The 22,132-nt window shown below is 53.0% G+C and carries 19 protein-coding genes; 8 read left to right on the top strand and 11 right to left on the bottom strand.

Annotated features, from left to right (window positions below; translation table 11 throughout):
- The first annotated feature begins 38 nt into the window (after positions 1-38).
- The 8 genes from I5P96_RS00835 (at position 39) to I5P96_RS00800 (ending at position 10,534) form a co-directional block, all read left to right on the top strand.
- The gene (locus I5P96_RS00835; protein ID WP_411703352.1) at positions 39-6,341 is read left to right on the top strand and encodes a DEAD/DEAH box helicase family protein; all 6,303 of its coding nucleotides are present in this window, start codon (positions 39-41) and stop codon (positions 6,339-6,341) included.
- Positions 6,338-6,670 carry a plasmid mobilization protein gene (locus tag I5P96_RS00830; protein WP_223382759.1) on the top strand — a complete coding sequence of 111 codons (333 nt, stop codon included), beginning with the start codon at positions 6,338-6,340 and terminating at the stop codon, positions 6,668-6,670. The genes I5P96_RS00835 and I5P96_RS00830 overlap by 4 nt, the downstream gene beginning before the upstream one ends.
- A gap of 109 nt (positions 6,671-6,779) precedes the next feature.
- Positions 6,780-7,055 (top strand): hypothetical protein, encoded by a 276-nt coding sequence (locus I5P96_RS00825; protein ID WP_223382758.1) that lies wholly within the window; start codon positions 6,780-6,782, stop codon positions 7,053-7,055.
- Positions 7,056-7,063: 8 nt separating this feature from the next.
- Positions 7,064-7,321 (top strand): hypothetical protein, encoded by a 258-nt coding sequence (locus I5P96_RS00820; RefSeq protein ID WP_223382757.1) that lies wholly within the window; start codon positions 7,064-7,066, stop codon positions 7,319-7,321.
- Positions 7,322-7,374: 53 nt separating this feature from the next.
- Entirely contained in the window at positions 7,375-8,757 is a 1,383-nt protein-coding gene (locus I5P96_RS00815; protein WP_223383768.1) for a relaxase/mobilization nuclease domain-containing protein, read from the top strand.
- Positions 8,758-8,918: 161 nt separating this feature from the next.
- Complete coding sequence (locus I5P96_RS00810) at positions 8,919-9,257, top strand: helix-turn-helix domain-containing protein (protein WP_223382756.1); 339 nt, start codon at positions 8,919-8,921, stop codon at positions 9,255-9,257.
- Between the two features lie 128 nt (positions 9,258-9,385).
- Positions 9,386-9,904, top strand: a complete 519-nt coding sequence (locus I5P96_RS00805) for a hypothetical protein (protein ID WP_223382755.1) — start codon at positions 9,386-9,388, stop codon at positions 9,902-9,904.
- A 465-nt stretch (positions 9,905-10,369) separates the two neighbouring features.
- Entirely contained in the window at positions 10,370-10,534 is a 165-nt protein-coding gene (locus tag I5P96_RS00800; RefSeq protein WP_223382754.1) for a hypothetical protein, read from the top strand.
- Between the two features lie 450 nt (positions 10,535-10,984).
- Here I5P96_RS00800 and I5P96_RS00795 read toward each other — a convergent pair whose 3' ends face one another.
- From I5P96_RS00795 to I5P96_RS00745, 11 genes are all read right to left on the bottom strand, one after another.
- Positions 10,985-11,305 carry a cupin domain-containing protein gene (locus I5P96_RS00795; RefSeq protein ID WP_117526716.1) on the bottom strand — a complete coding sequence of 107 codons (321 nt, stop codon included), beginning with the start codon at positions 11,303-11,305 and terminating at the stop codon, positions 10,985-10,987.
- Positions 11,306-11,342: 37 nt separating this feature from the next.
- Positions 11,343-12,077, bottom strand: coding sequence for an SDR family NAD(P)-dependent oxidoreductase (locus I5P96_RS00790; RefSeq protein WP_117526714.1), 735 nt, complete (start codon positions 12,075-12,077; stop codon positions 11,343-11,345).
- Between the two features lie 38 nt (positions 12,078-12,115).
- Positions 12,116-14,002 (bottom strand): heparinase II/III family protein, encoded by a 1,887-nt coding sequence (locus I5P96_RS00785; RefSeq protein WP_223382753.1) that lies wholly within the window; start codon positions 14,000-14,002, stop codon positions 12,116-12,118.
- Between the two features lie 32 nt (positions 14,003-14,034).
- Entirely contained in the window at positions 14,035-15,858 is a 1,824-nt protein-coding gene (locus I5P96_RS00780; RefSeq protein WP_223382752.1) for a DUF4962 domain-containing protein, read from the bottom strand.
- A gap of 159 nt (positions 15,859-16,017) precedes the next feature.
- On the bottom strand, positions 16,018-16,524 hold the full coding sequence (locus tag I5P96_RS00775) for a hypothetical protein (protein ID WP_223382751.1): 507 nt from the start codon (positions 16,522-16,524) through the stop codon (positions 16,018-16,020).
- Complete coding sequence (locus I5P96_RS00770) at positions 16,521-16,949, bottom strand: hypothetical protein (protein ID WP_223382750.1); 429 nt, start codon at positions 16,947-16,949, stop codon at positions 16,521-16,523. Before I5P96_RS00770 ends, I5P96_RS00775 begins: the two co-directional genes overlap by 4 nt.
- Positions 16,942-18,042: an ABC transporter ATP-binding protein gene (locus I5P96_RS00765; RefSeq protein WP_117526704.1), complete on the bottom strand. Its 1,101-nt coding sequence runs from the start codon at positions 18,040-18,042 to the stop codon at positions 16,942-16,944. The genes I5P96_RS00770 and I5P96_RS00765 overlap by 8 nt, the downstream gene beginning before the upstream one ends.
- Before the next feature lie 21 nt (positions 18,043-18,063).
- Positions 18,064-18,510, bottom strand: coding sequence for a hypothetical protein (locus I5P96_RS00760; protein ID WP_223382749.1), 447 nt, complete (start codon positions 18,508-18,510; stop codon positions 18,064-18,066).
- Positions 18,511-18,512: 2 nt separating this feature from the next.
- Positions 18,513-19,049, bottom strand: a complete 537-nt coding sequence (locus tag I5P96_RS00755) for a hypothetical protein (protein WP_118527497.1) — start codon at positions 19,047-19,049, stop codon at positions 18,513-18,515.
- 56 nt (positions 19,050-19,105) lie between these two features.
- A complete protein-coding gene (locus tag I5P96_RS00750) occupies positions 19,106-21,214 on the bottom strand; it encodes a hypothetical protein (RefSeq protein ID WP_223382748.1) in 2,109 nt (702 codons plus the stop codon).
- A 43-nt stretch (positions 21,215-21,257) separates the two neighbouring features.
- Positions 21,258-22,121 (bottom strand): carbohydrate ABC transporter permease, encoded by an 864-nt coding sequence (locus tag I5P96_RS00745; RefSeq protein ID WP_117526696.1) that lies wholly within the window; start codon positions 22,119-22,121, stop codon positions 21,258-21,260.
- Positions 22,122-22,132 lie beyond the last annotated feature (11 nt).

The raw sequence follows: 22,132 nt of genomic DNA, 5'->3' as shown, positions 1-22,132 counted from the left end.
GGCACGGTTCGGGATTTACGGGCGGCAAGCAGCGCATTATGGCGCTGTACCAGACCCAGCCTGACCGCAAACTCCGTGCCAAAGCACTGGCAAAGGAGTACGGCATTGGTGGGCACTCCCACGATTTTCTGGACGGCAGTAGAGGTTTTGTGAACCACGACTGGAAGGGGCTGGAATTTGACCATTACCCCGACCACCAGAAAATCACCCTGAAATGGGCGCAGGTGGAAAAGTATATCGACCTGATGATCCAGTCCGACCGCTACCTGACGGATAGAGAAAAGGAGCATTACACGCCCCCTTCGCCCGTCAGCGCAAAGCCGGATGTCGAGCTTGCTCGTGCCAAAAACCTGATCCGGGAGTTTTGTCAGGAAGAATACGATTCCGAGCCAGACTTCTCCGACCTGACCAAGATCGGCATTGCCTACACCAACGCCACCGATGAGGAAATCCCCATTCAAGTTAATGTAGATTTGGTGGGATACCGGGTGGAACGGTATCTGGGCGAGGTGCTGATAGATGAACGCCAGTACGAAAGTCTGGAAGATCTGACCGAAACCGAATTGGAGGCTCTGGATTTTTCGGAACTGGTCAGCGTCACAGACGAGGAACTGGAGCACTATCACAGCAAGGCAGAGGAACGCCCGGCACCGCTGCCGCTGGATGCCGCCACCGAGTACAACGCCCTGAAGGAACAGTACCCGGATGCGCTGGTAGGCTTTGAGCAGAACGGATACTATGAGTTCTACGGTGAGGATGCCCGGAAGGTCTGCGAACTTCTGGGCGGCAAACTTCTGGAAAAAGAAACAGCACTGGGCACCGTCCCGGTCACCGGCTTTCCCAGTAACCAGTGGGTGTACCGTGCCAAACAACTATGGCAGCGCGGCGAGAACGTCTACCTTGCCGGGCTGAACGAGGACGGCACCCACCACCAGACCAAGTATCTGCGCCGGGAGGATTATCTGCCGCTGGGTGCCACCGTCCACATGGAAGGGCGGGCTTTCCGAGTGGATACGGTAAACTATGATAGGGGTAGCGTGACCCTGCAGGATGTGGCACTGGCAGAAATGCGGATGCCAGTTTTCCGGGAGGAACCGCTGGCTCTTGTCCTGGAGTTGTACGAGGAGCAGGATATGATGGAATCCCCCCTGCCCGATTACAAGATCGGTGACAATGTTGTGGTCGAACTCCCCACTCGAACTATTGAGGGGAAAGTTGGCTATGTGGGTGAAACGGATGTGCGAATCGACACCAGTGCGCACGGGCAGTCATGGGATAACGAAGTTGTCAATAAGCAACAATTCGAGGAGGGCTTGCGGCAGAACGAACCAAATTCTACCCGGCCAGTTCGTACTGAAAAAACGGTTGCCGTATACCCCGCCAAGGAAAACAATCTGCCGTTTGACATTGTAATTCAGACGATAAGCACAGAATCACCCACAGTTGAAGCGGAACATCCTGCGCCAGAGCCTGCCGGGAACTTCCACATCACGGACGATCATCTGGGTGAGGGCGGAGCAAAACAGAAGTACGCCCGGAACATCGAAGCCATCCGTACCCTGTTCAAGCTGGAAGAGGAGCACCGGGGTGCCACCGCCGAGGAGCAACAGGTGCTTTCGCAATATGTGGGCTGGGGCGGTTTGGCAGATGCCTTTGACCCCGGCAAAGATAGTTGGGCAAAAGAGTACGCCGAACTGAAAGGGCTGCTCTCCGAGGACGAATACTCCGCAGCCCGTTCCAGCACCCTGAACGCCCACTACACCAGCCCCACCGTCATCCGTAGTATCTACGATGCTGTGGAGCGCATGGGTTTCCACAGCGGTAACATTCTGGAACCTAGTATGGGCGTGGGCAACTTCTTTGGAATGCTGCCGGACACCATGCAGGACAGTCGCTTGTACGGCGTAGAACTGGACAGCATCACCGGGCGCATTGCAAAAAAACTGTATCCGCAGGCTGACATTACTGTGGCTGGCTTTGAGACCACCGACCGCCGTGATTTCTACGATTTGGCGGTGGGCAACGTGCCCTTTGGTCAGTACAAGGTCAACGATAAGGCGTACAACAAGCTGGGGTTTTCTATCCACAACTACTTTTTCGCCAAGGCCATCGACCAAGTGCGTCCGGGCGGCATCGTGGCGTTTGTGACTTCTCGCTACACCATGGACAGCAAGGACAGCACTGCCCGCAAACACATGGCAGAACGCGCCGATTTGCTGGGGGCTATTCGATTGCCCAACAATGCGTTCAAGGCTAATGCAGGCACGGATGTTGTCAGCGATATTATCTTTTTGCAGAAGCGTGACCGCCCTGCGGATATTGAACCTGCATGGATGCAGCTTGGCAAGACCGATGATGGCTTTGCTGTCAACAGCTACTTTGTTGAGCACCCGGAGATGGTGCTGGGCGAACTGACCGCAGAAAGCACCCAGTACGGACGAGAGGAACTGACCGTTGCGCCCCTTGAGGGCACCAGCCTTGCCGACCAACTTGCAGAAGCAGTACAGCATATTGAGGGGCAATACGCCGAAGTTGAGGTGGAAACACCAGATATTGCGGATGCCGAAAATGAGAAGCACATTCTCCCGGCCGACCCGGAGGTGAAGAATTTCTCCTACACCGTGGTGGACGGCGAGGTGTTCTACCGGGAAAACTCCGTGATGACGCAGGTGGAGCTGTCCGACACCGCCAAGGGGCGTGTCACCGGCATGGTGGAGCTGCGGCAGATCGTCAACGAGCTGATTCAGCAGCAATTGGAGGATTACCCCGATGCCGACATCAAGGCAACGCAGGAGCGTTTGAACGCCGCCTACGATGCCTTTACCACAAAGTACGGCTTGCTGAACGACCGCAAAAACGGGCGGCTGTTTGAGCAGGATTCCTCGTATTATCTGCTGTGCTCGCTGGAAAATCTGGACGAGCAGGGGCAGCTCAAGAGCAAGGCTGCAATGTTCACCAAGCGCACTATCCGCCCGGAGCGTACCGTTACCAGCGTGGACACCCCCAGCGAAGCGTTGGCGGTGTCCATCGGGGAACACGGTAAAGTAGACCTGCCCTATATGGCAGAACTGTTGGGTACACCCGGCGAGTACGGGCGCATTACCACCGAACTTTCCGGCGTGATCTTCAAAGATCCTGCCGCTGACCCCACCGACCCTGAAGCAGGCTGGCAGATGGCAGACGAGTACCTGTCCGGCGATGTCCGGGCAAAGCTGCGAATGGCGCAGTTCGCCGCCGAAACGAACCCGGAGTTTGTGGTCAATGTGGATGCGCTGACCAAGGCACAGCCCAGAGAACTGGAAGCATCTGAAATTGATGTGCGGCTGGGTGCAACATGGCTGGACCCGAACATTATCCAGAAGTTTATGACCGAGACATTCCAGATCCCCTACTATCTGCGCCATGCTGTCAAAGTGCGTTATTCTCCCTATACCGCAGAGTGGCGCGTGGAGGGCAAGACCGCTACGGGACGGGGCGATATTATCTCCTCCGAGACCTACGGCACATCCCGTGCCAACGCCTACAAGATTTTGGAGGAAACCCTGAATCTGAAAGATGTCCGCATCTATGACACCATCGAGGATGCCGAGGGCAAGCCCAAGCGTGTGCTGAACAAGCGGGAGACCATGCTGGCGCAACAGAAACAGCAGGTCATCAAGGATGCTTTTGCCAACTGGGTCTGGCAAGACCCCCAGCGGAGCATTGCGCTGGTAAAACAGTACAATGAGTTGTTCAACAGCACCAGACCCCGTGAATACGATGGCTCCCACATCCATTTTGTCGGTATGAACCCGGAGATCACCCTCCGAGAGCACCAGCGCAACGCCATCGCTCATGTGCTTTATGGCGGTAATACGCTGCTTGCGCACGAAGTTGGCGCAGGAAAAACCTACGAAATGGCGGCATCCGCCATGGAAGCAAAACGGCTGGGGCTGTGCCAGAAAAGCCTTTTCGTAGTGCCCAACCATTTGACAGAGCAGTGGGCTTCGGAGTTCCTGAACCTCTACCCCAATGCCAAGCTGCTGGTAGCACGGCGCAAGGACTTTGAGACTGCCAACCGCAAAAAATTCTGTGCCCGCATCGCCACCGGCGACTACGATGCTGTCATCATCGGGCATAGCCAGTTTGAGCGCATCCCGCTGTCCTTTGAGCGGCAGGAACGTATCATTCAGGAGCAAATTTATGAAACGCTTGCCGCCATCAATGAGCTGAAAGTCCACGCAGGTGAGAATTTCTCCATCAAGCAGATGGAAAAGACCCGGAAAACGCTGGAAACCAAGCTGGAAAAACTGCGCTCCGATGAGCGTAAAGACGATGTAATCACCTTTGAACAACTGGGCGTTGACAGGCTTTTTGTGGACGAGAGCCATTTTTACAAGAACCTCTTTTTGACCACAAAAATGCGGAATGTCGCAGGATTATCCACCAGCGAAGCGCAGAAATCCAGCGATATGTTCGGCAAGTGTCGCTATCTGGATGAGATCACCGGCGGGCGGGGCGTGGTGTTTGCCACGGGCACGCCCGTGAGCAATTCCATGACCGAGTTGTACACGGTCATGCGGTATCTCCAATACAGCACCCTCCAGCAGAAAAAGCTGACCCACTTCGACTGCTGGGCATCCACCTTTGGCGAGACAACCACCGCCATTGAGCTTGCCCCGGAGGGAACCGGCTATCGTGCCCGCACCCGGTTTGCAAAGTTTTTCAATCTCCCGGAACTGATGTCCATGTTCAAGGAGGTTGCGGACATTAAAACCAGCGACCAGCTCCACCTGCCTGTGCCGGAAGCGAAGTTTGAAACGGTGGTGGCAAAACCCTCAGAGATCCAAAAGGAAATGGTGCAGGAACTGAGCAAACGTGCGGCAGAAATCCACTCCGGCACGGTGGATGCGTCCGTGGACAATATGCTCTGCGTCACCAATGATGGTAGAAAGATCGGTCTGGATGTGCGCCTGATGAACCCCATGCTGCCCGATGACCCCAACAGCAAGCTGAACGTCTGTGTGCGGAACGTGCTGAAGATCTGGGATGAGGGCAAAGATCAGAAGCTGACACAGCTTTTGTTCTGCGACCTCTCCACCCCGAAAAATGACGGTAACTTCAACGTCTACGATGACATTCGCAAGAAGTTGGTTGCTGCCGGTGTGCCGGAAAATGAGATCGAGTTTATCCACAACGCCGACACCGAAGCGAAAAAGGCGGCATTGTTCTCCAAAGTGCGCTCTGGCGATGTGCGAGTTTTGCTCGGAAGCACTGCAAAAATGGGAGCGGGCACCAACGTCCAGTCCCGGCTTGTGGCGGTGCATCATCTGGATGTTGGCTGGAAGCCCAGCGACATGACCCAGCGCAATGGTCGCATCATCCGTCAAGGCAACATGAATAAGGAAGTCAAGGTGTTCAATTACGTCACGGAAGGGACGTTTGACAGCTACCTCTTTCAGACCCTTGAGAATAAACAGCGGTTTATCAGCCAGATTATGACCAGCAAGTCCCCGGTGCGCTCCTGCGAGGACGTAGATGAACAGGCACTTTCCTATGCGGAGATCAAGGCACTGTGCGCCGGAAATCCGCTCATCAAAGAGAAGATGGACTTGGACGTTCAGGTCGCCAAGCTGAAGGTGCTGAAAGCCGACCACCAGAGCCAAAAATTCCGCCTGCAAGACAAGCTGCTGACCAAATTCCCGGCTGACATTCGGGAAACGAACGCCTATATTGCTGGGGTGAAAGCGGACGCACAGCTTGCCGCTGCCCACCCGCAGGTGCAAGAGGGTTTCTGCGGCATGACCATCAAGGGCGTGACCTACGATGAGAAAAAGACCGCCGGTGAGCGTCTGGTGCTTGCCTGCTCCGAACTGCCCAACGCCGAAGAAAAAGTCATCGGCAGCTACCGGGGCTTTGAGTTGTCTCTGCGGTTCGATACCTTCCGCAGCGAATATCAGGCGATTCTGAAGGGTGAGCGGAGGTACCCGGTAGCACTGGGCACCGACCCGCTGGGCAACATCATTCGTCTGGATAACTCCCTGAACAGCTTTCCGGAGCGCATCACCGCCGCAGAAAACGAGCTGACCACCCTGCATCAGCAGCAGGCAGCGGCGCAAATCGAGGTGGAGAAACCCTTTCCGCAGGAGGAAGAACTGGCAGAGAAGTCCGCACGGCTTGCGGAACTGAACGCCCAGTTGGATGTGGACGAGAAAAATCACGAGCCGGAACAGGACGAGGAAGAACAGGAGGATGCCCCTCGCCGCCCCTCGGTGCTGGCGGCACTGGAAGAAAAGTCGGATAAGCCGGAGCCGGTGAAGCCTTTTCGCAGTTATTACGACAAGGATGGTGATGCCCGGTGAGGGAAAAGCGCGACGAGATCATCATCCTGAGAACCACAAAAGCGGAGAAGAACCGCATCTATGAGAAAATGCTGGGCATGGGTATCCGCAGCCTGAGTGCCTATATCCGCAAAATGGCACTGGATGGTTACTGCCTGAACCTCGACCTGCCGCAACTGCGGCGCATGTCGTATCTTTTGCAGATGTGCAGCAACAATCTGAACCAGTACGCCAAACGTGCCAATGAGAGCGGCAAAATCTACGCAACCGACATGGAGGACCTGCGGCAGCGGCTGGATGAGCTGATCGACATTGGCAGACAGATCCTTTCCAAATTGGCAGAACTCTAAAATTTTACCCCGCAGTTGGAGGGCTGCGGGGCTACATAAGGGTTGACATCCTTGCAAAGCAATCGTTGATACCTTTATAATCGGGGTGAAAGAAAGGCGGGTGCTAGATATGAGGTTCGTTTTTAAGATGATCGTTTTCCCGTTTTGGCTGCTTACGGCTTTCCTTGCGCTGATGCTGAAATGGACGCTGAACCTGTCGGCGTTTGTGCTGGCTCTGCCCATGCTGTATGTTTTCGGCTGCGGTCTTTATACGCTGTACTGCCGGGAGTGGCTGCAATTTTTGATTTTGCTGGTAGCAGAGTTTGGATGCTTTGTGTTGATTTTTATGGGCGCTTTGATTGCAGATGCAGCAGAACGTTTTAGTGGCTGGGTTGCCGGATTGTGAGGGGTGCTATGGAAAACCAGAAGATAGAGGAATACTATTCTGAGCACAGCAGCACGATTTTTTCTGAAATGCTGGGTGAGAATGAAAACTATCGGCGGCTGAAAAAAGCCAAAATAGCGGCTGAAAAAGCCCTGCAGAGCGTCATCAGCCAAGAAGCATGGAAGCAATACCTTGTCTTAGATGGAATCTGCAACGAGCTGGAATGTGCCCGTTACAAGGCGATGTATCTGGCAGGTGCTGCCGATTACGAAAAATTATCCAAATGATCTCGATGCCGCCGATGTGCGGCATTTTTTCTTTTCAATAGGGGGTGATGATGCTGGCAGCAACACGGCTGATTGCGCTGCACAAAAACAAAGGCAAGTCGGTTGCGGCCTGTCTGAAAAGCCGCACGGACTATGCGAAGAATCCTGACAAAACGAATAGGGGAGCGCTGGTCAGCAGCTACCAGTGCAGCCATTTGACCGCAGACGAGGAATTTATGCTGTCCAAGCGGCAGTATGAACTGATGACCGGGCGCAGGCAGAAAAGCGATGTGATTGCTTATCAGGTGCGGCAATCCTTCAAGCCGGGAGAAGTTACGCCGGAGGAAGCCAACCGCATCGGCTACGAGTTTGCCGAGCGATTTTTGAAGGGTAAACACGCCTTTATCGTTGCCACCCACACCGACCGGGCGCATATCCACAACCATGTGATCTTCAACTCCACAGCGATGGATAGCACCAGAAAGTTCCGGGATTTTTTCTTTTCGGCGTTGGCAGTGCAGCGGTTGAGTGACCTGATTTGCTTAGAGCACCAGTTGTCCGTCATTGAAAAGAAGCCCTACCGGGAGCGGCAGAAGCGCATCGTCTACCCGCCCAAAGAAAGCAACCGTGACCGCCTGTGCGGAATCATCGACACCATCCTTGCAGAAAAGCCGGAGGATTACGAAGCGTTTCTGCAAAAGCTGGAGCAGCAGGGCTATGAGGTGAAGCGTGGCAAGCACACGGCGGTGAAGGGTGTGCGGCAGAAACGCTTTATCCGTTTCCGCACACTGGGCATCGGCTATGGCGAGGACGAGATTAAAGCGGTGCTGGAGGGCAGGGCGAAACACCAGCCGTACCAGAAGAAGCCGCCCAAAGAACAGCCCTTCCAGTTGCTGGTGGACATTCAGAGAAAAATGGCCGAGGGCAAAAGCGTCGGCTACAAAAAGTGGGCAACGAAGTTCAACCTGAAAGAGATGTCTAAGACTCTGCTGTTCTTGCAGGAGCAGAAAATCAGCAGCGCCGAGGAACTGCGGGAACGTGCAGCGGCGGCAACGGAACGGTATCATGCCTTGGGAGATTCCATCAAGGCGGCAGAAGCGAGGTTGACGGAGATTGCCGTCCTGAAAACCCACATCATCAACTACGCCAAGACCCGCCCGGTCTATGATGCCTACCGTAAGTCGGGATACAGCAAAAAGTTTTTGGAAGCCCACCGGGAGGAGATTGCTCTGCACAAGGCGGCGAAAGCTGCCTTTGACGAAGCCGGGCTGCAAAAATTGCCCAAGGTCAAGGCGTTGGATGCGGAGTTCGCAGAGCTGCTGACAAAAAAGAAAGCAGCCTACCCGGAATACCGCAAGGCACGGAACGAGATGCAGGAACTGGTTCGGGCACAGAAAAATGTGGAACGATTTTTTGCGGAGGAAAAACCAGCACAGGAGAACGAGCAGGCTCGATAAAAGCAGATTGCCGGGAACTGACCGTGAGTGGTCGGTTTCCGGCAATCTTTTTTGTTGATTCAATCTTTAACGGAATTGTTTATCTCTTTGGATTGTGTATGTTGGTGCGACCAGCAGGTATCCTATAGAGTGTAAAGAACACGATAGGATGAGGTTGCACTATGAAAGAGCTTTTTGGACAGCGACTACGGGAGCAGCGTATAAAGCATGGGTTGACGTTGGAACAGCTTGCGGAAAAATCCGAGCTTTCCTCCAACTATATCGGCATGGTAGAGCGTGGCTTAAAGGAACCCGGTCTTGCCACTATTGTTAAACTTCTGAATGCTCTGAATATTTCCGCAGACACATTGTTGTGTGATCTGGTCCCCAGTGCATCCCATGTGACCGATGACGAGATCCGCAAGCGGCTGGAACATTTGACCCCCGTCCAGAAAAAAGCGGCGCTCGATCTGCTGGATACCTATATCGGCAATCTCCCTTACCTCACAAACGAGGAATAAACCACAAACTTTGCAAGCGCATCGGCTGAAATTTAGCCGGTGCGCTTTTCTTTTGCATTCCTTTCGACTATAATCATTCTTATGGAATGCATTGTTTCCTAAAGAGTTGATTGTTTGGGGGTGCCAAAATGAGAGAACCGCAGTACAACATTTTAGCTGATGTTCAGGATGCAATCGAGCGAGCAAAACAGGGCAAGCTGGCGCTGTACTGGCAGCGCGCCATTCAGCGGGAATACCACTGCAAGAAAGTCACCCCTGCTGAACAGCAGGCGTATGAGCAGTTGCAGAGTATTCTCTCCGAAGTGCCGCAATGGAGCGATGAAGAAGAACTGCGCTCCGGAATGGAAGAAATCGGCGGCAGGGTCTGGTTCTGCCACTTCTGGATTGACCACAATTCTATGGTGCAATTGACGGAAGACCGCAACGGCGGATTTCATGCTGCCTACGTTCTGGATGCAGACGCTTCCCCGGAAGTGCGCCGGGAGGCTGCACTGCTGGCGCAGAAGGAGCTTGCGAAATGTATGCAGGAATGGGGCATTTCGCTTCTGAATGCGCCTGTCCCGGAACAGATGAAGTATGCTTCTCTGGCAGAAGCCGCTTCTCACCTTATGCAAGTTCTCAATGACCCGGAAAGCATCACCGGGTAAAAAGCGTCCCGCAGGGATGCGCAGCCTGCATTGGAAAATGCAGATCAAAGGGGCTTGGGGCACTCCCCAACAAGCATTTTGCAACGCAAAATAAGCAGATGTATATACGTCTGCACTGCTTGCCACAACAATGCGTTCCTTTTGGGTCGCAGTCCGAATGAAAAGCTGAACACAGTACAGCCCCGAAGTTTTCAAAAAAGTCATGGAGCAGGTCGAGAACTTTGAGGAGAACAATTAAATCTTCCATAAAGCAGAAATACGGCTATATTCAGGCTTCACACTGAAATATAGCCGTATATTTTTTCATCGCTAATAGTTGTTGTATTTGCTCTTGAAAACAGCGCAAAGATTTATTATAATAAGATAAATGGTTGTATCTTGCGCAAAGGAGCTGTGAAGAATGAATCAGAACTACCGCCGTAAAACAGAAAAGGTTTACCATGGGCTACGAGGGCTGATCCCTGTATGCGTGAAGTCTCTGCCTATGTCACCCAGCAATTCAACCGCTACGTGATGGGCGTAGAAAGCCTGGATACCTTTGACCAGTTTTATCGGCAGCTGAAAGAAATGGGGATCGAAACCGTATTGGAAAATCATCAAGAAGCCTACGACCTTATGTACCAAAAATAAAAATCAACCTGCATTTTGCATCCGTTCCGGGAGTTTATGCTTTGGCAAAATCCGCGTCTTTTCATCTGAACACCCACCCTCCCACCTTTTTCAGAACTTGGGGCTGGCTCTCTTGCGCTGAGCCCTTTTGGGGTGCACGGGGCTGGCTTCACGCTATTTTATAAAGTTCCACCAAACACACAAAGCCGGTACAGACCCGCGTCGATGGCGACGGGCTTCTGTACCGGCTTTTTCAGGGAGAAGAAGCAAATGTAAGGAGAAGTGTTTGTGATAATGCTCGTATTTTGTTTGGGAGAGAATTAGAGTTTTGTGTCTGCGTGTTGAGAAGAAATCCAGGAAGCCAGGTGCTATTTCAAGTTCAACTCAAGTCGCACCAACACTGGAAAAGATCTCGTACTGCACAATGGGGTAAACGTCACGCTCCAGCCCCCTGCTGTTAGTGTCTGCGGTTTAGAGAAAATCCGTCCGCTGCGGAGTAAAGATGTCCAGAATTACGCCCTCTTCCAGGGCCACTGCACCGTGAAGCAGATCGGGAGCAACATAATAGCTGTCGCCTTTGTGCAGGATGTACTTCTGACCTTCTACTTCGTATTCAAAGCAGCCGGACAGAATATAACTCACCTGCTCATGGGGATGACGATGTGCTTCGCCCACAGCACCTTTCTGAAAGCTCGCTTCCACCCCCATCATCCCGCCGCCATGGGCAAGGATCCGGCGGGTGATCCCCGGAGCCGGGCAGGTGGGCTGAATGTCCTCATATTTCAATACCATAGGGAACCCCCTGTTTCTAGTTTTTCAGCCTGAAGCCTTAGATGAATGCCTGGCCGCCGTTGATCTGGATCACTTCGCCAGTGATAAAGGAAGCCTTCTCCGATGCCAGGAAGACGATCACATCCGCCACTTCGCGGGGGTCGCCCAGCCGCTTCATCAGGATGCTGTCCTTCCAGCTCTCCACCAGGGCGCGGTCAGTCGCAGCGTGGAAGGCAGTGTCGATGGTACCGGGAGAGACCATGTTGGCGCGGATGCCGAACTCGGCCAGATCCTTTGCCAGAGCACGAGTGTAGCTCTGGACAGCGCCCTTGGAAGCTGCATAGATGGAAGCGCCGATGCCGGCACCACTGGTCACGGCGATGGTGCTGAAGTTGACAATCGAGGCGTCCTTGCCCTTCTTCAGCAGGGGCAGGGCGGCCCGAGTGTTGAAGAACACGCTGTCAAAGTTCAGAGCCATGACCTTCCGCATAAAGCCGGTCTCCATCTCGGACACACGCTGCCGGCCGCCCAGGCCGCCTACGTTGTTGACCAGCAGATCCAGAGAACCAAACTCCTCGCCGATCTTGGCGAAGGTCTCGTTCACCTGCTCCTCGTTGGTAGCATCGCAGGCATAGAAGTGGACCTTGATGCCCTGGCTCTCCAGCTTATCGATCACCTTTTTACCTGCCTCCAGATCGATGCCGGTAATGATGACCTCGTATCCTGCCCGGCCCAGTGCCTCTGCGGTTGCGCCACCAATGCCGCCGGTTGCACCAGTAATAACTGCTCTCATAATAAAACCTCCATCATAAGTAAAAAATTATTGTAACCTTAAACGGTTAACTGCATTTGATAGGTAGCCTTGTCCCCCACACTTCGGATCAAAACCGTATTCCGGATCCGATTCACGGGGTTGTCCTTGGTTTTCAGCAGGAACAGTTCCTGCCCTTCCTGGAGATCGACCCGAACCTGCATCGACTCTGCCCCAAGCTGAGCCCGCAGAACCACAGCGTTCTGATCTGTTTTAACTTTCTTGGTTTCCAGAACGTGCTGATAGCCGTTCTCCGAGAAGCCCAGGTCCGCCGCTTCCGTCGGCAGGTCGCAGGACAGCTCAATCCCCGGCTCAAAGTGGAAGGTATAATCGTAAACGCCGGTTTTGCCCTCCACCTGAAAGTAATCCAGAACGGAATTCTCGGTGATCTTCAGCTCTCTTGTGTAGTCGATACCCTCATAAACGTTCTCGGCCTTGCAGCGCACCCGGTCGTTCTCAAACAGCAGGCATTTGCCCGGTTCGACCGAGGTAATGTCGGTTCCGTTCCAGCACACTGTGTTGTGTGCCAAGGTTTTACGGTGCCACTCGTTGCATAGCCGCGACTGATAGCCCGCGTTGGACAGATCCCGAGACAGGCGAAGCTTTTTGTACATTACCTCAACGTTCATGATGTCCGGGTGGGCATGAGAACGCCCATTCAGGCCGTACTTCAAGAACACATTCCAGGAATCGTTCCGTAGCATAGCAAAGTTGGAAGTGGGGAAAGTCGTCGAGCTGTGGGGAACGGGCTTGTAGTCCGCATAATTGAAATCGATGTTGAACAGCAGCCGCTCCAGGCAGATGGTTCCGCAGCAGTAATAGGGCTCCGACAGCGGCAAAGTGGTTCTCGGCGCGGGATCTGCCTCAATGATTTTGAGGATATTTCCTACCGGGCTGTACTCGCCAAAGGCCCGGGCTGCCGTATGATAAACATAGCTGAAGGTCTTCAGATTCAGATCCGGCCAGCCATCGTTGGGATTCGGCAGATAGAGATTGTCAAAAGCGTACTGGTACGCTTGCACAAACATCCGCTCCAAAATAGCGGTGCTTTCCTGACCAAAATCGTAATCGTAAATTTTGCTGAACAGGAACAGATAGGAAACGCCCTCCAAGAGGAAGAAGTTGTAGTGAATTGACCCTTCGTACCAGAAGCCGTCCTTGGTGACGCCCTTTTTCAGCTGCTCGTGCATATTGAACTGGCTCTTGAAGGCGTAGTCGATCATTTCCTGATCGTGCATGGCCAAGCCCATAACACCGATTGCAGAGAGCGACCAGCAGCTGATGTTGTGGATGGCAACCGCCTGCGGAGCCATCAAGCGGAACATCTCGCGGAACAGTTTCTGGTGGATACGCTCCAGCCAGGCCGAATCCAGCTCATCTCGCAGAATCTCGATGGTCTGGATAAACCGGATGGCTACGATCGCCTCATTGAGACCCTGGGGCATCATCTTACCGCAGCCCCACACCATGTTGTCGTAACTTTCGCAGAGAACATTTTCTTTGTTGTGCAGCTGGAACTCCTGATAATGCTCTGCGTAGAACTCCATGACCCGGACCGCATAATCCCGGTACTTGGTCTCGCCGGTGGCCTTGTAGATCAGGGCAGAAACCAGAGTCATCACAACAGCCCGGTTGCGATAGAAGGTAATCCAAACGCCGTTCTGCGTCTCGTCCCGATAGACTTTCCCACAGACAACACAGCGGTGTTCCTTCGGCGAGTTCAGGTCAAAGATCAGGCGGCCGCCATCGTCGTCGCAGAAGTAATGGTGACCCCATCGGCTCAGCTTCTCCGGGGAATCGGAAAAGCCGGGCATAAATGCATCGACATCTTTCTTCATGACTTCAAGCGCCTTCTGGTTCATCTCCAGCCCCATCAGCTCTTGAAACCGATCGTTTACATAATTCACAAAAGCCCTCCTATGGTGATGGATACCCCTTTTTACAAGGAATATTCCTGTTTCGTCTTGGATTGACATACCACTTGGATCGGTGTAGTGTTGGATGCGGAATCACAGTATCCAACCTTTACCTCATAGGAACAACCACCGCACTCCAGGAAAAGAGACCGCCCCGTGTGCTGAACTTTCACAGGATCATCCGAGAAGGTAAAGCACTCAAAAAAGACTTGTTCTTTTTCCGGCGCAGAAGAGCAGGTTGCCAGGGTCTGGATCTCTGTCCGGCATTTTTTGTCCTGCTCCTGGGTGGTCATGACGCTCTCCACCTGCTGCTGATACTGCTTTTGGCAGACAGGCCGGTCCGAATAGACCTGGTAAGACAGTTCTCCGCCCATCAGCGGGTATACGGCCGTTTGCCCATCCAACTGCGCCCTTCGGTCCGTATTGCAGATCAGAGAATAGGTGTGGGACTGTGTGCTGCGTAGCAGATCTACAAACACCCAGAACCGCAGACCGTCGGTGATCAGCGCCCGGCTGACTTCCTGCATTTCCTGTTTGGCGGGGTACACGCCGGCCGTCTCGCCGCGATAGAGCACCAGGCTGCCCTCCGTCTGGAATTTGGTCACCCGCCCTGCATACTGTTCGGGGCAGAAGGGCTCGCCCGCCACCAGACGCTGCCGGACGCTGCTCATATACGCATCGTTTACATCTACGGCATCGGTGTAAAGGCCATCCACCAACAGAACATTGTGGTTGTCCGGCATCAGGTTGCGGTTATATCCATCCTCACAGGTGAAATAATCGCTCCCGCGGGTAAAGATGTAGGAGAGGTTATCCGGATGATGATGGGACAGGGAGAACAATTCGATCCCCTCTTCGTTCCGAATCTTCCAGCCTTCTCTCCACTGCTTGATACCGCCCGGCGGACTGCACTTGATAGTCAGGACTTTGGCATCTCGTTTCCAACTGCTGCGAACCGTCAGTAGACCCAGATCATCGAAGTAGCGCACCAGCGGCAGGTTGGAGAGATCTTTTTCCGGTACATCGGGTGCATACCACAAGAACTCGAACACCGCTTCCGGCAGAATCCCGGGTTTCACCTTGCTGTTCTGGGCTTCCTCCATCAAAAACTCATCGACCACCAGATTTCCCAACTTTTGTGCGTAGCCATCGCCATATTCTGCGGCGACCTTATAATACACACAGGCTGTATGAGAACTGTACCGGTCATGGCAGTCCCCATAGTTCAGTTGGCGTTTCAGGTCCGCACAGGACTGATAAAGCCGGTAGTAGAAGGTATTTTTGAGATATTCGCTCTTCTGGAACCAATCCACGCTCTCCTGTACTTTCAGCAGATGGGCATAGACAAACAGCCACATCCCGCCATAGCGCCAGTAGGTCGCGCCCTCATAGTTCGACCCGTCCTCCGGCATCAGCGCGAACACCCGCGCAAAGTCCTCTTTGGCCTCCTGAATGTACTGTGCAGCGGCTTCATCTTCCCCTTGCAGGGCGTAACCCGCAGCGGCGAGACCTGTCATATTGATCCAGTTATGGTTCTGGTAGAAGTTGGTGGACCAACCCTTGCCGTGGGTCTCGCGCCGGTAATCCAGCATGATCTGTGCGTGATGCCGGATTTTGGCCGAAATTTTCGACTGCTCCTCAGGGGAGAGCCAGGGCTTGAGCCAGTCGTACCCAAGTGACAGCCCGAACAGGATCCAGGAAGCAGACAGATCAACATTCACCAAATGGGCGTTGCCCCATTTTTCATAAGAGAGTACGGTGCGGATAAACCGCTTCGCCTGGTGCAGATATTCCTCGTCACCGCTGAGGCAATAGGCCAGCGCCAGATTGGGGATCGCAATGCCCATATAAGTTGTGCTTTCTTTGGGATGTTCCTCAGGCAGGACCATCGTTTTATAGCGATCGGCCTGCTCAAGAAGCCTTTGATACTGTTTTTTTCGCTTTCCCGCAATTTCTTTGCGATAGGGTTCCAAGTCTCCGATAAAAATCAAATGGCTCGCCTCATTTCACTCTTTTGCCTCTTTTTTCTTTTTGCGGTCCCGCAGCTTTGCAGCCAGTTCCGAAAGGACCGTATAGAACAGCAGATACAGTGTTGCAAAGCCAAAAGGTTCTCCTGGAATCAGAACTGTTTCAACCGGGAGTTCCAGCATCTGATTGAGCAGCAAATTCAGGTTCTGATAGGTCAGGTAAACCAAAATTACTGTAATCATGCTGGCGGCTATTTCCACCAAATTCCGAGCTGCTTTTTTTGCACCAGAAATGTTGCGATAGGTGTGGTTTAAAATCTCTCCATTCCGGGTCAGCCGGAATACATTGTAGGCAATCGGGTTATAGACCACGATTGTCACCAGGCCGATCCCAACTCCTAAAAAGAAGATGAAATCAATCGGACTGGAATATCCGCCTACTTGTGTTCCAAAGCCGATCATGAAGTAGCACATTCCCGCCAGCCACCAACGCATCAGCCCGGCTTTCCGGTTGTCCGTGAACCAATTCTTCAGGAACTTCTTCATACCTTTTCGCTCCCAAAATAACGTTTGACTGCATCGACCATCAGCAAAATCCCTGCTGCTCCAAAAGCGGTCATCAGGCCCGCACTGAACAGAATTGCTTTTTGTACCACCGCGACATCCAAGCTGCTCTGAATTTGGATCGCCTGCTGGTAGATACCAACCAGCTGCATCCCCAGAGCGATGGTGCCCACACAGAGCAGCGCAGTCAATACCTCTTCTCGGATTCTTTCTCCGTGGATCTGGGTAGCTTCAAACAGAGTTACAAGACCCAGCAATACAAACAGGAACATGATGAACCCGCAAATTTGATCCTCCAGAAGCAGCAGGGCGTTGGTGTGGACATAGGTGAAAATCAGATGCACAATTGCCGCTGCAGCCACCAGCAATTTTGCGGTGATCTGGATCTTAGAGGTTTCTTTACGCATGATTTTCCTCCACCTCTCTGCACAACAGACTCCTGGTTGTCTCTCCATCAAAGAAATGTGCCTTGTCCATGGAGAGACTGACGTAAAACTCCGGATTGATCTTTACGTCGGAGGGAACGCTCAGGACCAGTGAACTGCCTCCAACCATGGCATGAACGATCTGGTACCGGCCCATATACTCCACTTCCTCCAGACGCACCGGGATGGTATTCTCCTGGATACCCTCCGAGACTGCCAGTGCCTCCGGGCGCAAGCCCAGGATAACCTCTTTCCCGATCGAAGAGCGGAGCTTGGCTTTCAGCGCGTCCGGCAGCGAAAGCCGGAAGCTTTCATTTTCAAAGCCGGTTTCACTCAGCTTGCCAGGAATAAAGTTCATCTGTGGTGTGCCGATAAAGCTGGCCACAAAGAGGTTGACCGGAGCGGCGTAAATCTCCTGCGGGGTACCCACCTGTTGGATCACACCCTCTTTCATGACAACGATCCGGTCCGCCATGGTCATGGCTTCGGTCTGATCATGGGTAACATAGATGGTTGTCACTCCAAGGCGCTGCTGCAGCCGTACAATCTCGATTCGGGTGGAATTTCGCAGCTTGGCATCCAGGTTCGACAAGGGTTCGTCCATCAGAAACGCTTTCGGCTTGCGGACAATGGCACGGGCCAGTGCCACCCGCTGCTTTTGGCCGCCGGACAGCTGCTTGGGCAGACGGTTCAGATATTCGGTAATTTCAACCGTATCCGCAGCTTCCAGCACTTTATCCAGGATAACCGTGTCCTTTTCGTGCTGGACTTTCATGCTGATGCCCACATTCTCGTAGACCGACATGTTGCTATACAGGGCGTAATCCTGAAAGACGATCGCAATATCACGCTCTACCGGGGGGCATTTGTTAACGACTTTTCCATCCAGGATCACTTCTCCCGAACTGATTTGCTCCAGACCGCCCAGCATTCGGAGAACCGTGGATTTGCCGCACCCGGAGGGGCCGACAAACACGATAAATTCCCCTTCATCAATGGTAAGGTTAAAGTCGTGAATGGCATGGAAGCCATTTGGGTAAATTTTATTAACGTTTTTGAATTGAATTTTTCCCATTTGCTCTACACGCCTCCGATTTTATGAACCAATACGCTCGAGCTTCTGCCGGAGAGCCTGGCGTTTTTTCGCCTTGGCTGTGCCGGTCACTCCTGCGATGATTAAGAGAACGGATCCGATCAGGTTGGAAACAAGCAGAATCGTCTCGTGTGCATAGGGCTGGAGAAATACCGGCACGATCAAGAACTGCCTCACAAGGAAGTACACCCCAACGGCCAGTGTGATCACGGCCCATCGCGAACTGTACACATTGATCTTCACTGCACAAGTAAATACCAGAAACAGCACGAAGATATTCATGATGACCGTTAAACCCATCCAGAAATTAACGGGCATCGAATCCAAAATCGTGGTGACATATACAAACTCGGCAATGATCGCCAGGAGCGTCATGGTGTAAGAATAGCCGTTCGTTTTATAAAGCGTCACATAGGTTTTCTTTTCTTCGGGAGGAATGGATTTCAGCATACTCAAACACCCTCCTTTTTCAAGCGGACAAATGTCAAATGGCTCGCAGTCAAATCGATCGCCAATGCGCCGCACACCAAGATGTAAAGTGCGTTAAACACCACTCCAAGCCGGAATGTTGTAAACTGCAGCTGATAGTTTTCAAGCCCCTCCAGAGACAGGTACTGAAAATCCAATCCCTGATAGTAAACAGAAATTGCTTGTAAATTCATGATCGAGTTGGCTGCGCCATAACAGCAGGCAACCATCAGCAGCAACATTACAACCAATGCAAAACGATCCGGAACACAAGACAGAATCTCCAGAAAAACGATCAGAGCAATCCCGATCACACCCACCAGCGACCAGGCAAAAATCTGGCGGTTAAACGTCTGAAGGATCACGTCGTGGAACATTGCGATTTCTTGGTTCTGCGGCAGTTTCAGTCCAAACAAATCACTATATTCCGTCATAAAGGCCAGGGCAAACAGAAACATTCCGATGGAAGCCAGAATATACAGCACAGAAAGGATCCGCTGCCCTTTGAAAAGTTTTCTCATAAGTTCCTCCTAATTCTGTATTCCAAAGGCCCTGCCCCGAATACAGTTTGCAGAGTTCAGTTTGCGGCCTGCATCGCTGCATAGGCCTGCTGGTAGGCCACAACATAGTCCGCGAGATTGCGCGCCTCGAACTGTGCCAGATACTCCTCATAATTGGCCGGAATCGTAATTCCCTGCGGGGGATTGTTGCGGGTCTTGTACCGTACGATGTTAAACATCTTTTCCACGACGTCATCTTCATCCATGGCAGTGGTTTCAGAGATCGTCTCTTTCTGCCGGAGCGTCAGGGAGAAGACCGGCGGAATCATCTTGTAATAATTGGGGTTGTCGCCCTTGGGGCCCTCGCCGGCGTAGGTTGCAAAGGTCGTGGTGGAACCCTGGAGCAGCACCCAGCCCTCAAAGCCGCGCTCGGAAGTATACTGGTACTCAAAGCCGATGTCTTTCTGGTATCCAATGGGGATCAGGCTGCCCATCCAGTCTCGCAAAAAAGTGGACAAGTCACCCTTGGCCACCGCATTGCAGGTGTCCACCATCCACTGGTTAAACTTGGGATAGGAGGTCCCATCCGGACCCTGGTAGCTGCCGTTCTCCTCCAAGTTCATCGGCAGGCCGTAGTTCTGGAGCGTGGAACCCTCTTCGGTGAAGAAGTAGTCAAACAGAGCGCAGGCGCGGCGCAGAGTCTTTTCGTCCGTGCAGCCCGCTGCCGAAATTGCCCAGCCGTCGGGTTTGATGGCGCGGCCGTTGTCGATGTAGTACTGCCACACGCCGTTCACCTTGGCGACCGGCGGCAGGATCACCACAACATCGCTGTTCAGCGAGTCCGCAGTGGAGGATGCCTGCCAGTCGAAGGTGATGAAGCCAAAGGAAGGCGCGTCACTGGAATCCGTTCCCCACAGAGTGCTGCGGAAGTTGGTCTTGTTGGTCAGGTCATAGCAATCGGAGTAGATCAGACCCTCGGCCTCCATATCAGACAGATAGCACAGCACATTGTACATGCCCTCGGTGGAGTAGGTGTATTGCACATTATTATCTGCATCAATGTACCAGCGAGCGGTGTAGGAGTCCGCACTGTGTGCTTTCACGCCGTCAAAATAGGTGCTAAGGCGCAGCAGATCCTCCCGATAGCTGGACTGACGGGTGAACATGGGCCAGACCGTATCCGCTCTTCCGTCGGTCAGGTAGCCGGGGTTTGCCTTGATGCAGCGCATCAGGGCCACCAGCTCGTCGATGTCGTAGGCGGCCTTCTCGCCCAGGAACAGCTCGGAGGGAGAAGCGTAGTCGTAGTTGTCCTTGATGTACTGGATAAAGGTCTTGGTCAGAGTTTCGCCGTTTTTCACCGAGAGGGCGTTCTGCAACTCCACAATGTTCTGATCGGTCTTTTTGGTAATGGTGACGCCTTCCATGGGAGACACGCTGCCGCCGTTGGCGCCATAGCGGGCGTTTGCGCCAGCATAGAAGCCCTTGTAATGGCAGGTCAGCTCGGTGGCAGTGTCGTAGGGGGCGTTGTTTACATCCAGCAGCATCACGACCCAGCTCTGGCGGGCGCAGAACGAGCGAGCAAAGTTATTCAGTTCTGCAATGTAGGGGATGTGATAAATGTTACCGTCGTATGCGGTGATTGCACGTCGAACGTCAGGATTCTCGTCCAAATAATTCTGGAAATTGGGCAGGTAACCCTGATCCATCATCTGGCTCAGATTGACAAATTTGCCCTCGGTGCCATAGTACATCAGATCATCTGCGATGGAGTTACCGCCAAAAATATTTGCCTCTGCAAAGTTGGTGGTGGAGGCGGTATCGATCATCTCGGTAGCCTTCTGGTCCTGGGTGGTGACATCGGTGATGGTCACATTCAGCACCTGCTGCAGGTGGCTCCACACCGGCTTGAGCATACCGGCGGTGACATTGGTGCCGTCGGGCAGATTCAAGGGAGACTCCTGGTTATAGGTGATGGTCCGGGATTTGTTGCCCGCAGCATAGTTGATTTTCAGGGCGATGTTCTCGCTGAGATCCAGCTCAGCCGCCGGGGCCGGCCCACTGCTAGCCTGGGAATTGGCCGTGCTCTGGGCCGCCTGTTCTACGACAGACGAGCCGCAGCCCGCCAGAACTGCCGAAGCAGCGGTCACAGACATGAGCTTTAAAAAATCACTCCGTTTGATTTTCATGTTTTTCTCCTTTTCTTCTATCAGGGTGTTATTCTTTAAAAAGTTATCCTTTTACGCCGCCGACGTTGACGCCCTTGGCAAAATATTTCTGGATATAGGGATAAATGACCAAAACCGGGATGATAGAGCAGACGATGATTGCATAGGCCAGGCTGTCTGCTGAATAGGAAAGAACCACCGGAGATTCGTCGTACAACTTCTGGTAGTTTTCGATCAGCTGCCGCAGATAAACCTGGAGGGGCTGCTGGTTCGGGTCGGCCAGGAGCATTCTCGACCAATAGTAACCGTTCCAGCGGCTGATGGCATAGAACAGGGTCACCGTTGCAATACTGGCCGTGGACATGGGCACATAGATCCGGGAGAACAGCTGGAATTCGGTAGCGCCGTCCACCAGGGCAGCCTCTTCGATCTCCTTGGGGATGCTGTCAAAATAGTTCCGCAGAAGGATGATATTGTAGGCCTGCACGCCAAAGGCAATGATCATGCCCCAGCGGTTGTCCACGTTCATGCTCTTATAGTTCAGATAAAGCGGAATCATGCCTGCGCTGAACCACATGGTGAACACCAGCAAAAAGTTCCATTGACGGCGGAACTTGAGCTTTTTCTTTTGCAGGGCGTAGGCACCGGTCAGAGAGATAAACATACTCCACGCCGTGCCAACCACCGTATAGAACAGGGTGTTTGCATAGGCAATCCAGAAACCCTTGCTGTGGAGCACCATGTCGTAAGCCTGCAGGGTCACATCCTTGGGCAGGAGCACGATGCTCCCGCTCTCGTAGGCCACCCGGCCGCTGATGGAGACGCTGAACGCATACACGATCGGGTAGAGCGTCACGGCTGCAAAGGCGATTACCAGCAGATACGCACATACTTTAAATATTTTTTCGCTTCGGTTGAGAAGGTCCATCTTTCTTTTCC

It is taken from the genome of Faecalibacterium prausnitzii, assembly GCF_019967995.1.
GTDB classification, from domain to species: Bacteria; Bacillota; Clostridia; order Oscillospirales; family Ruminococcaceae; genus Faecalibacterium; species Faecalibacterium prausnitzii_E.
The sequence above is the reverse complement of the archived record's forward strand: the minus strand, read 5'-3'. Positions and strand labels throughout refer to the sequence as shown.

What these genes read in the sequence shown, in the direction of transcription:
- I5P96_RS00835 (WP_411703352.1), top strand. Translation starts at nt 39, where the DNA reads ATGGCGCTGTACCAGACCCAGCCTGACCGCAAACTCCGTGCCAAAGCA.
- I5P96_RS00825 (WP_223382758.1), top strand. Translation starts at nt 6,780, where the DNA reads ATGAGGTTCGTTTTTAAGATGATCGTTTTCCCGTTTTGGCTGCTTACG.
- I5P96_RS00820 (WP_223382757.1), top strand. Translation starts at nt 7,064, where the DNA reads ATGGAAAACCAGAAGATAGAGGAATACTATTCTGAGCACAGCAGCACG.
- I5P96_RS00810 (WP_223382756.1), top strand. Translation starts at nt 8,919, where the DNA reads ATGAAAGAGCTTTTTGGACAGCGACTACGGGAGCAGCGTATAAAGCAT.
- I5P96_RS00805 (WP_223382755.1), top strand. Translation starts at nt 9,386, where the DNA reads ATGAGAGAACCGCAGTACAACATTTTAGCTGATGTTCAGGATGCAATC.
- I5P96_RS00800 (WP_223382754.1), top strand. Translation starts at nt 10,370, where the DNA reads ATGCGTGAAGTCTCTGCCTATGTCACCCAGCAATTCAACCGCTACGTG.
- I5P96_RS00795 (WP_117526716.1), bottom strand. Translation starts at nt 11,305, where the DNA reads ATGGTATTGAAATATGAGGACATTCAGCCCACCTGCCCGGCTCCGGGG.
- I5P96_RS00790 (WP_117526714.1), bottom strand. Translation starts at nt 12,077, where the DNA reads ATGAGAGCAGTTATTACTGGTGCAACCGGCGGCATTGGTGGCGCAACC.
- I5P96_RS00780 (WP_223382752.1), bottom strand. Translation starts at nt 15,858, where the DNA reads ATGGGCATTGCGATCCCCAATCTGGCGCTGGCCTATTGCCTCAGCGGT.
- I5P96_RS00775 (WP_223382751.1), bottom strand. Translation starts at nt 16,524, where the DNA reads ATGAAGAAGTTCCTGAAGAATTGGTTCACGGACAACCGGAAAGCCGGG.
- I5P96_RS00770 (WP_223382750.1), bottom strand. Translation starts at nt 16,949, where the DNA reads ATGCGTAAAGAAACCTCTAAGATCCAGATCACCGCAAAATTGCTGGTG.
- I5P96_RS00765 (WP_117526704.1), bottom strand. Translation starts at nt 18,042, where the DNA reads ATGGGAAAAATTCAATTCAAAAACGTTAATAAAATTTACCCAAATGGC.
- I5P96_RS00760 (WP_223382749.1), bottom strand. Translation starts at nt 18,510, where the DNA reads ATGCTGAAATCCATTCCTCCCGAAGAAAAGAAAACCTATGTGACGCTT.
- I5P96_RS00755 (WP_118527497.1), bottom strand. Translation starts at nt 19,049, where the DNA reads ATGAGAAAACTTTTCAAAGGGCAGCGGATCCTTTCTGTGCTGTATATT.
- I5P96_RS00750 (WP_223382748.1), bottom strand. Translation starts at nt 21,214, where the DNA reads ATGAAAATCAAACGGAGTGATTTTTTAAAGCTCATGTCTGTGACCGCT.
- I5P96_RS00745 (WP_117526696.1), bottom strand. Translation starts at nt 22,121, where the DNA reads ATGGACCTTCTCAACCGAAGCGAAAAAATATTTAAAGTATGTGCGTAT.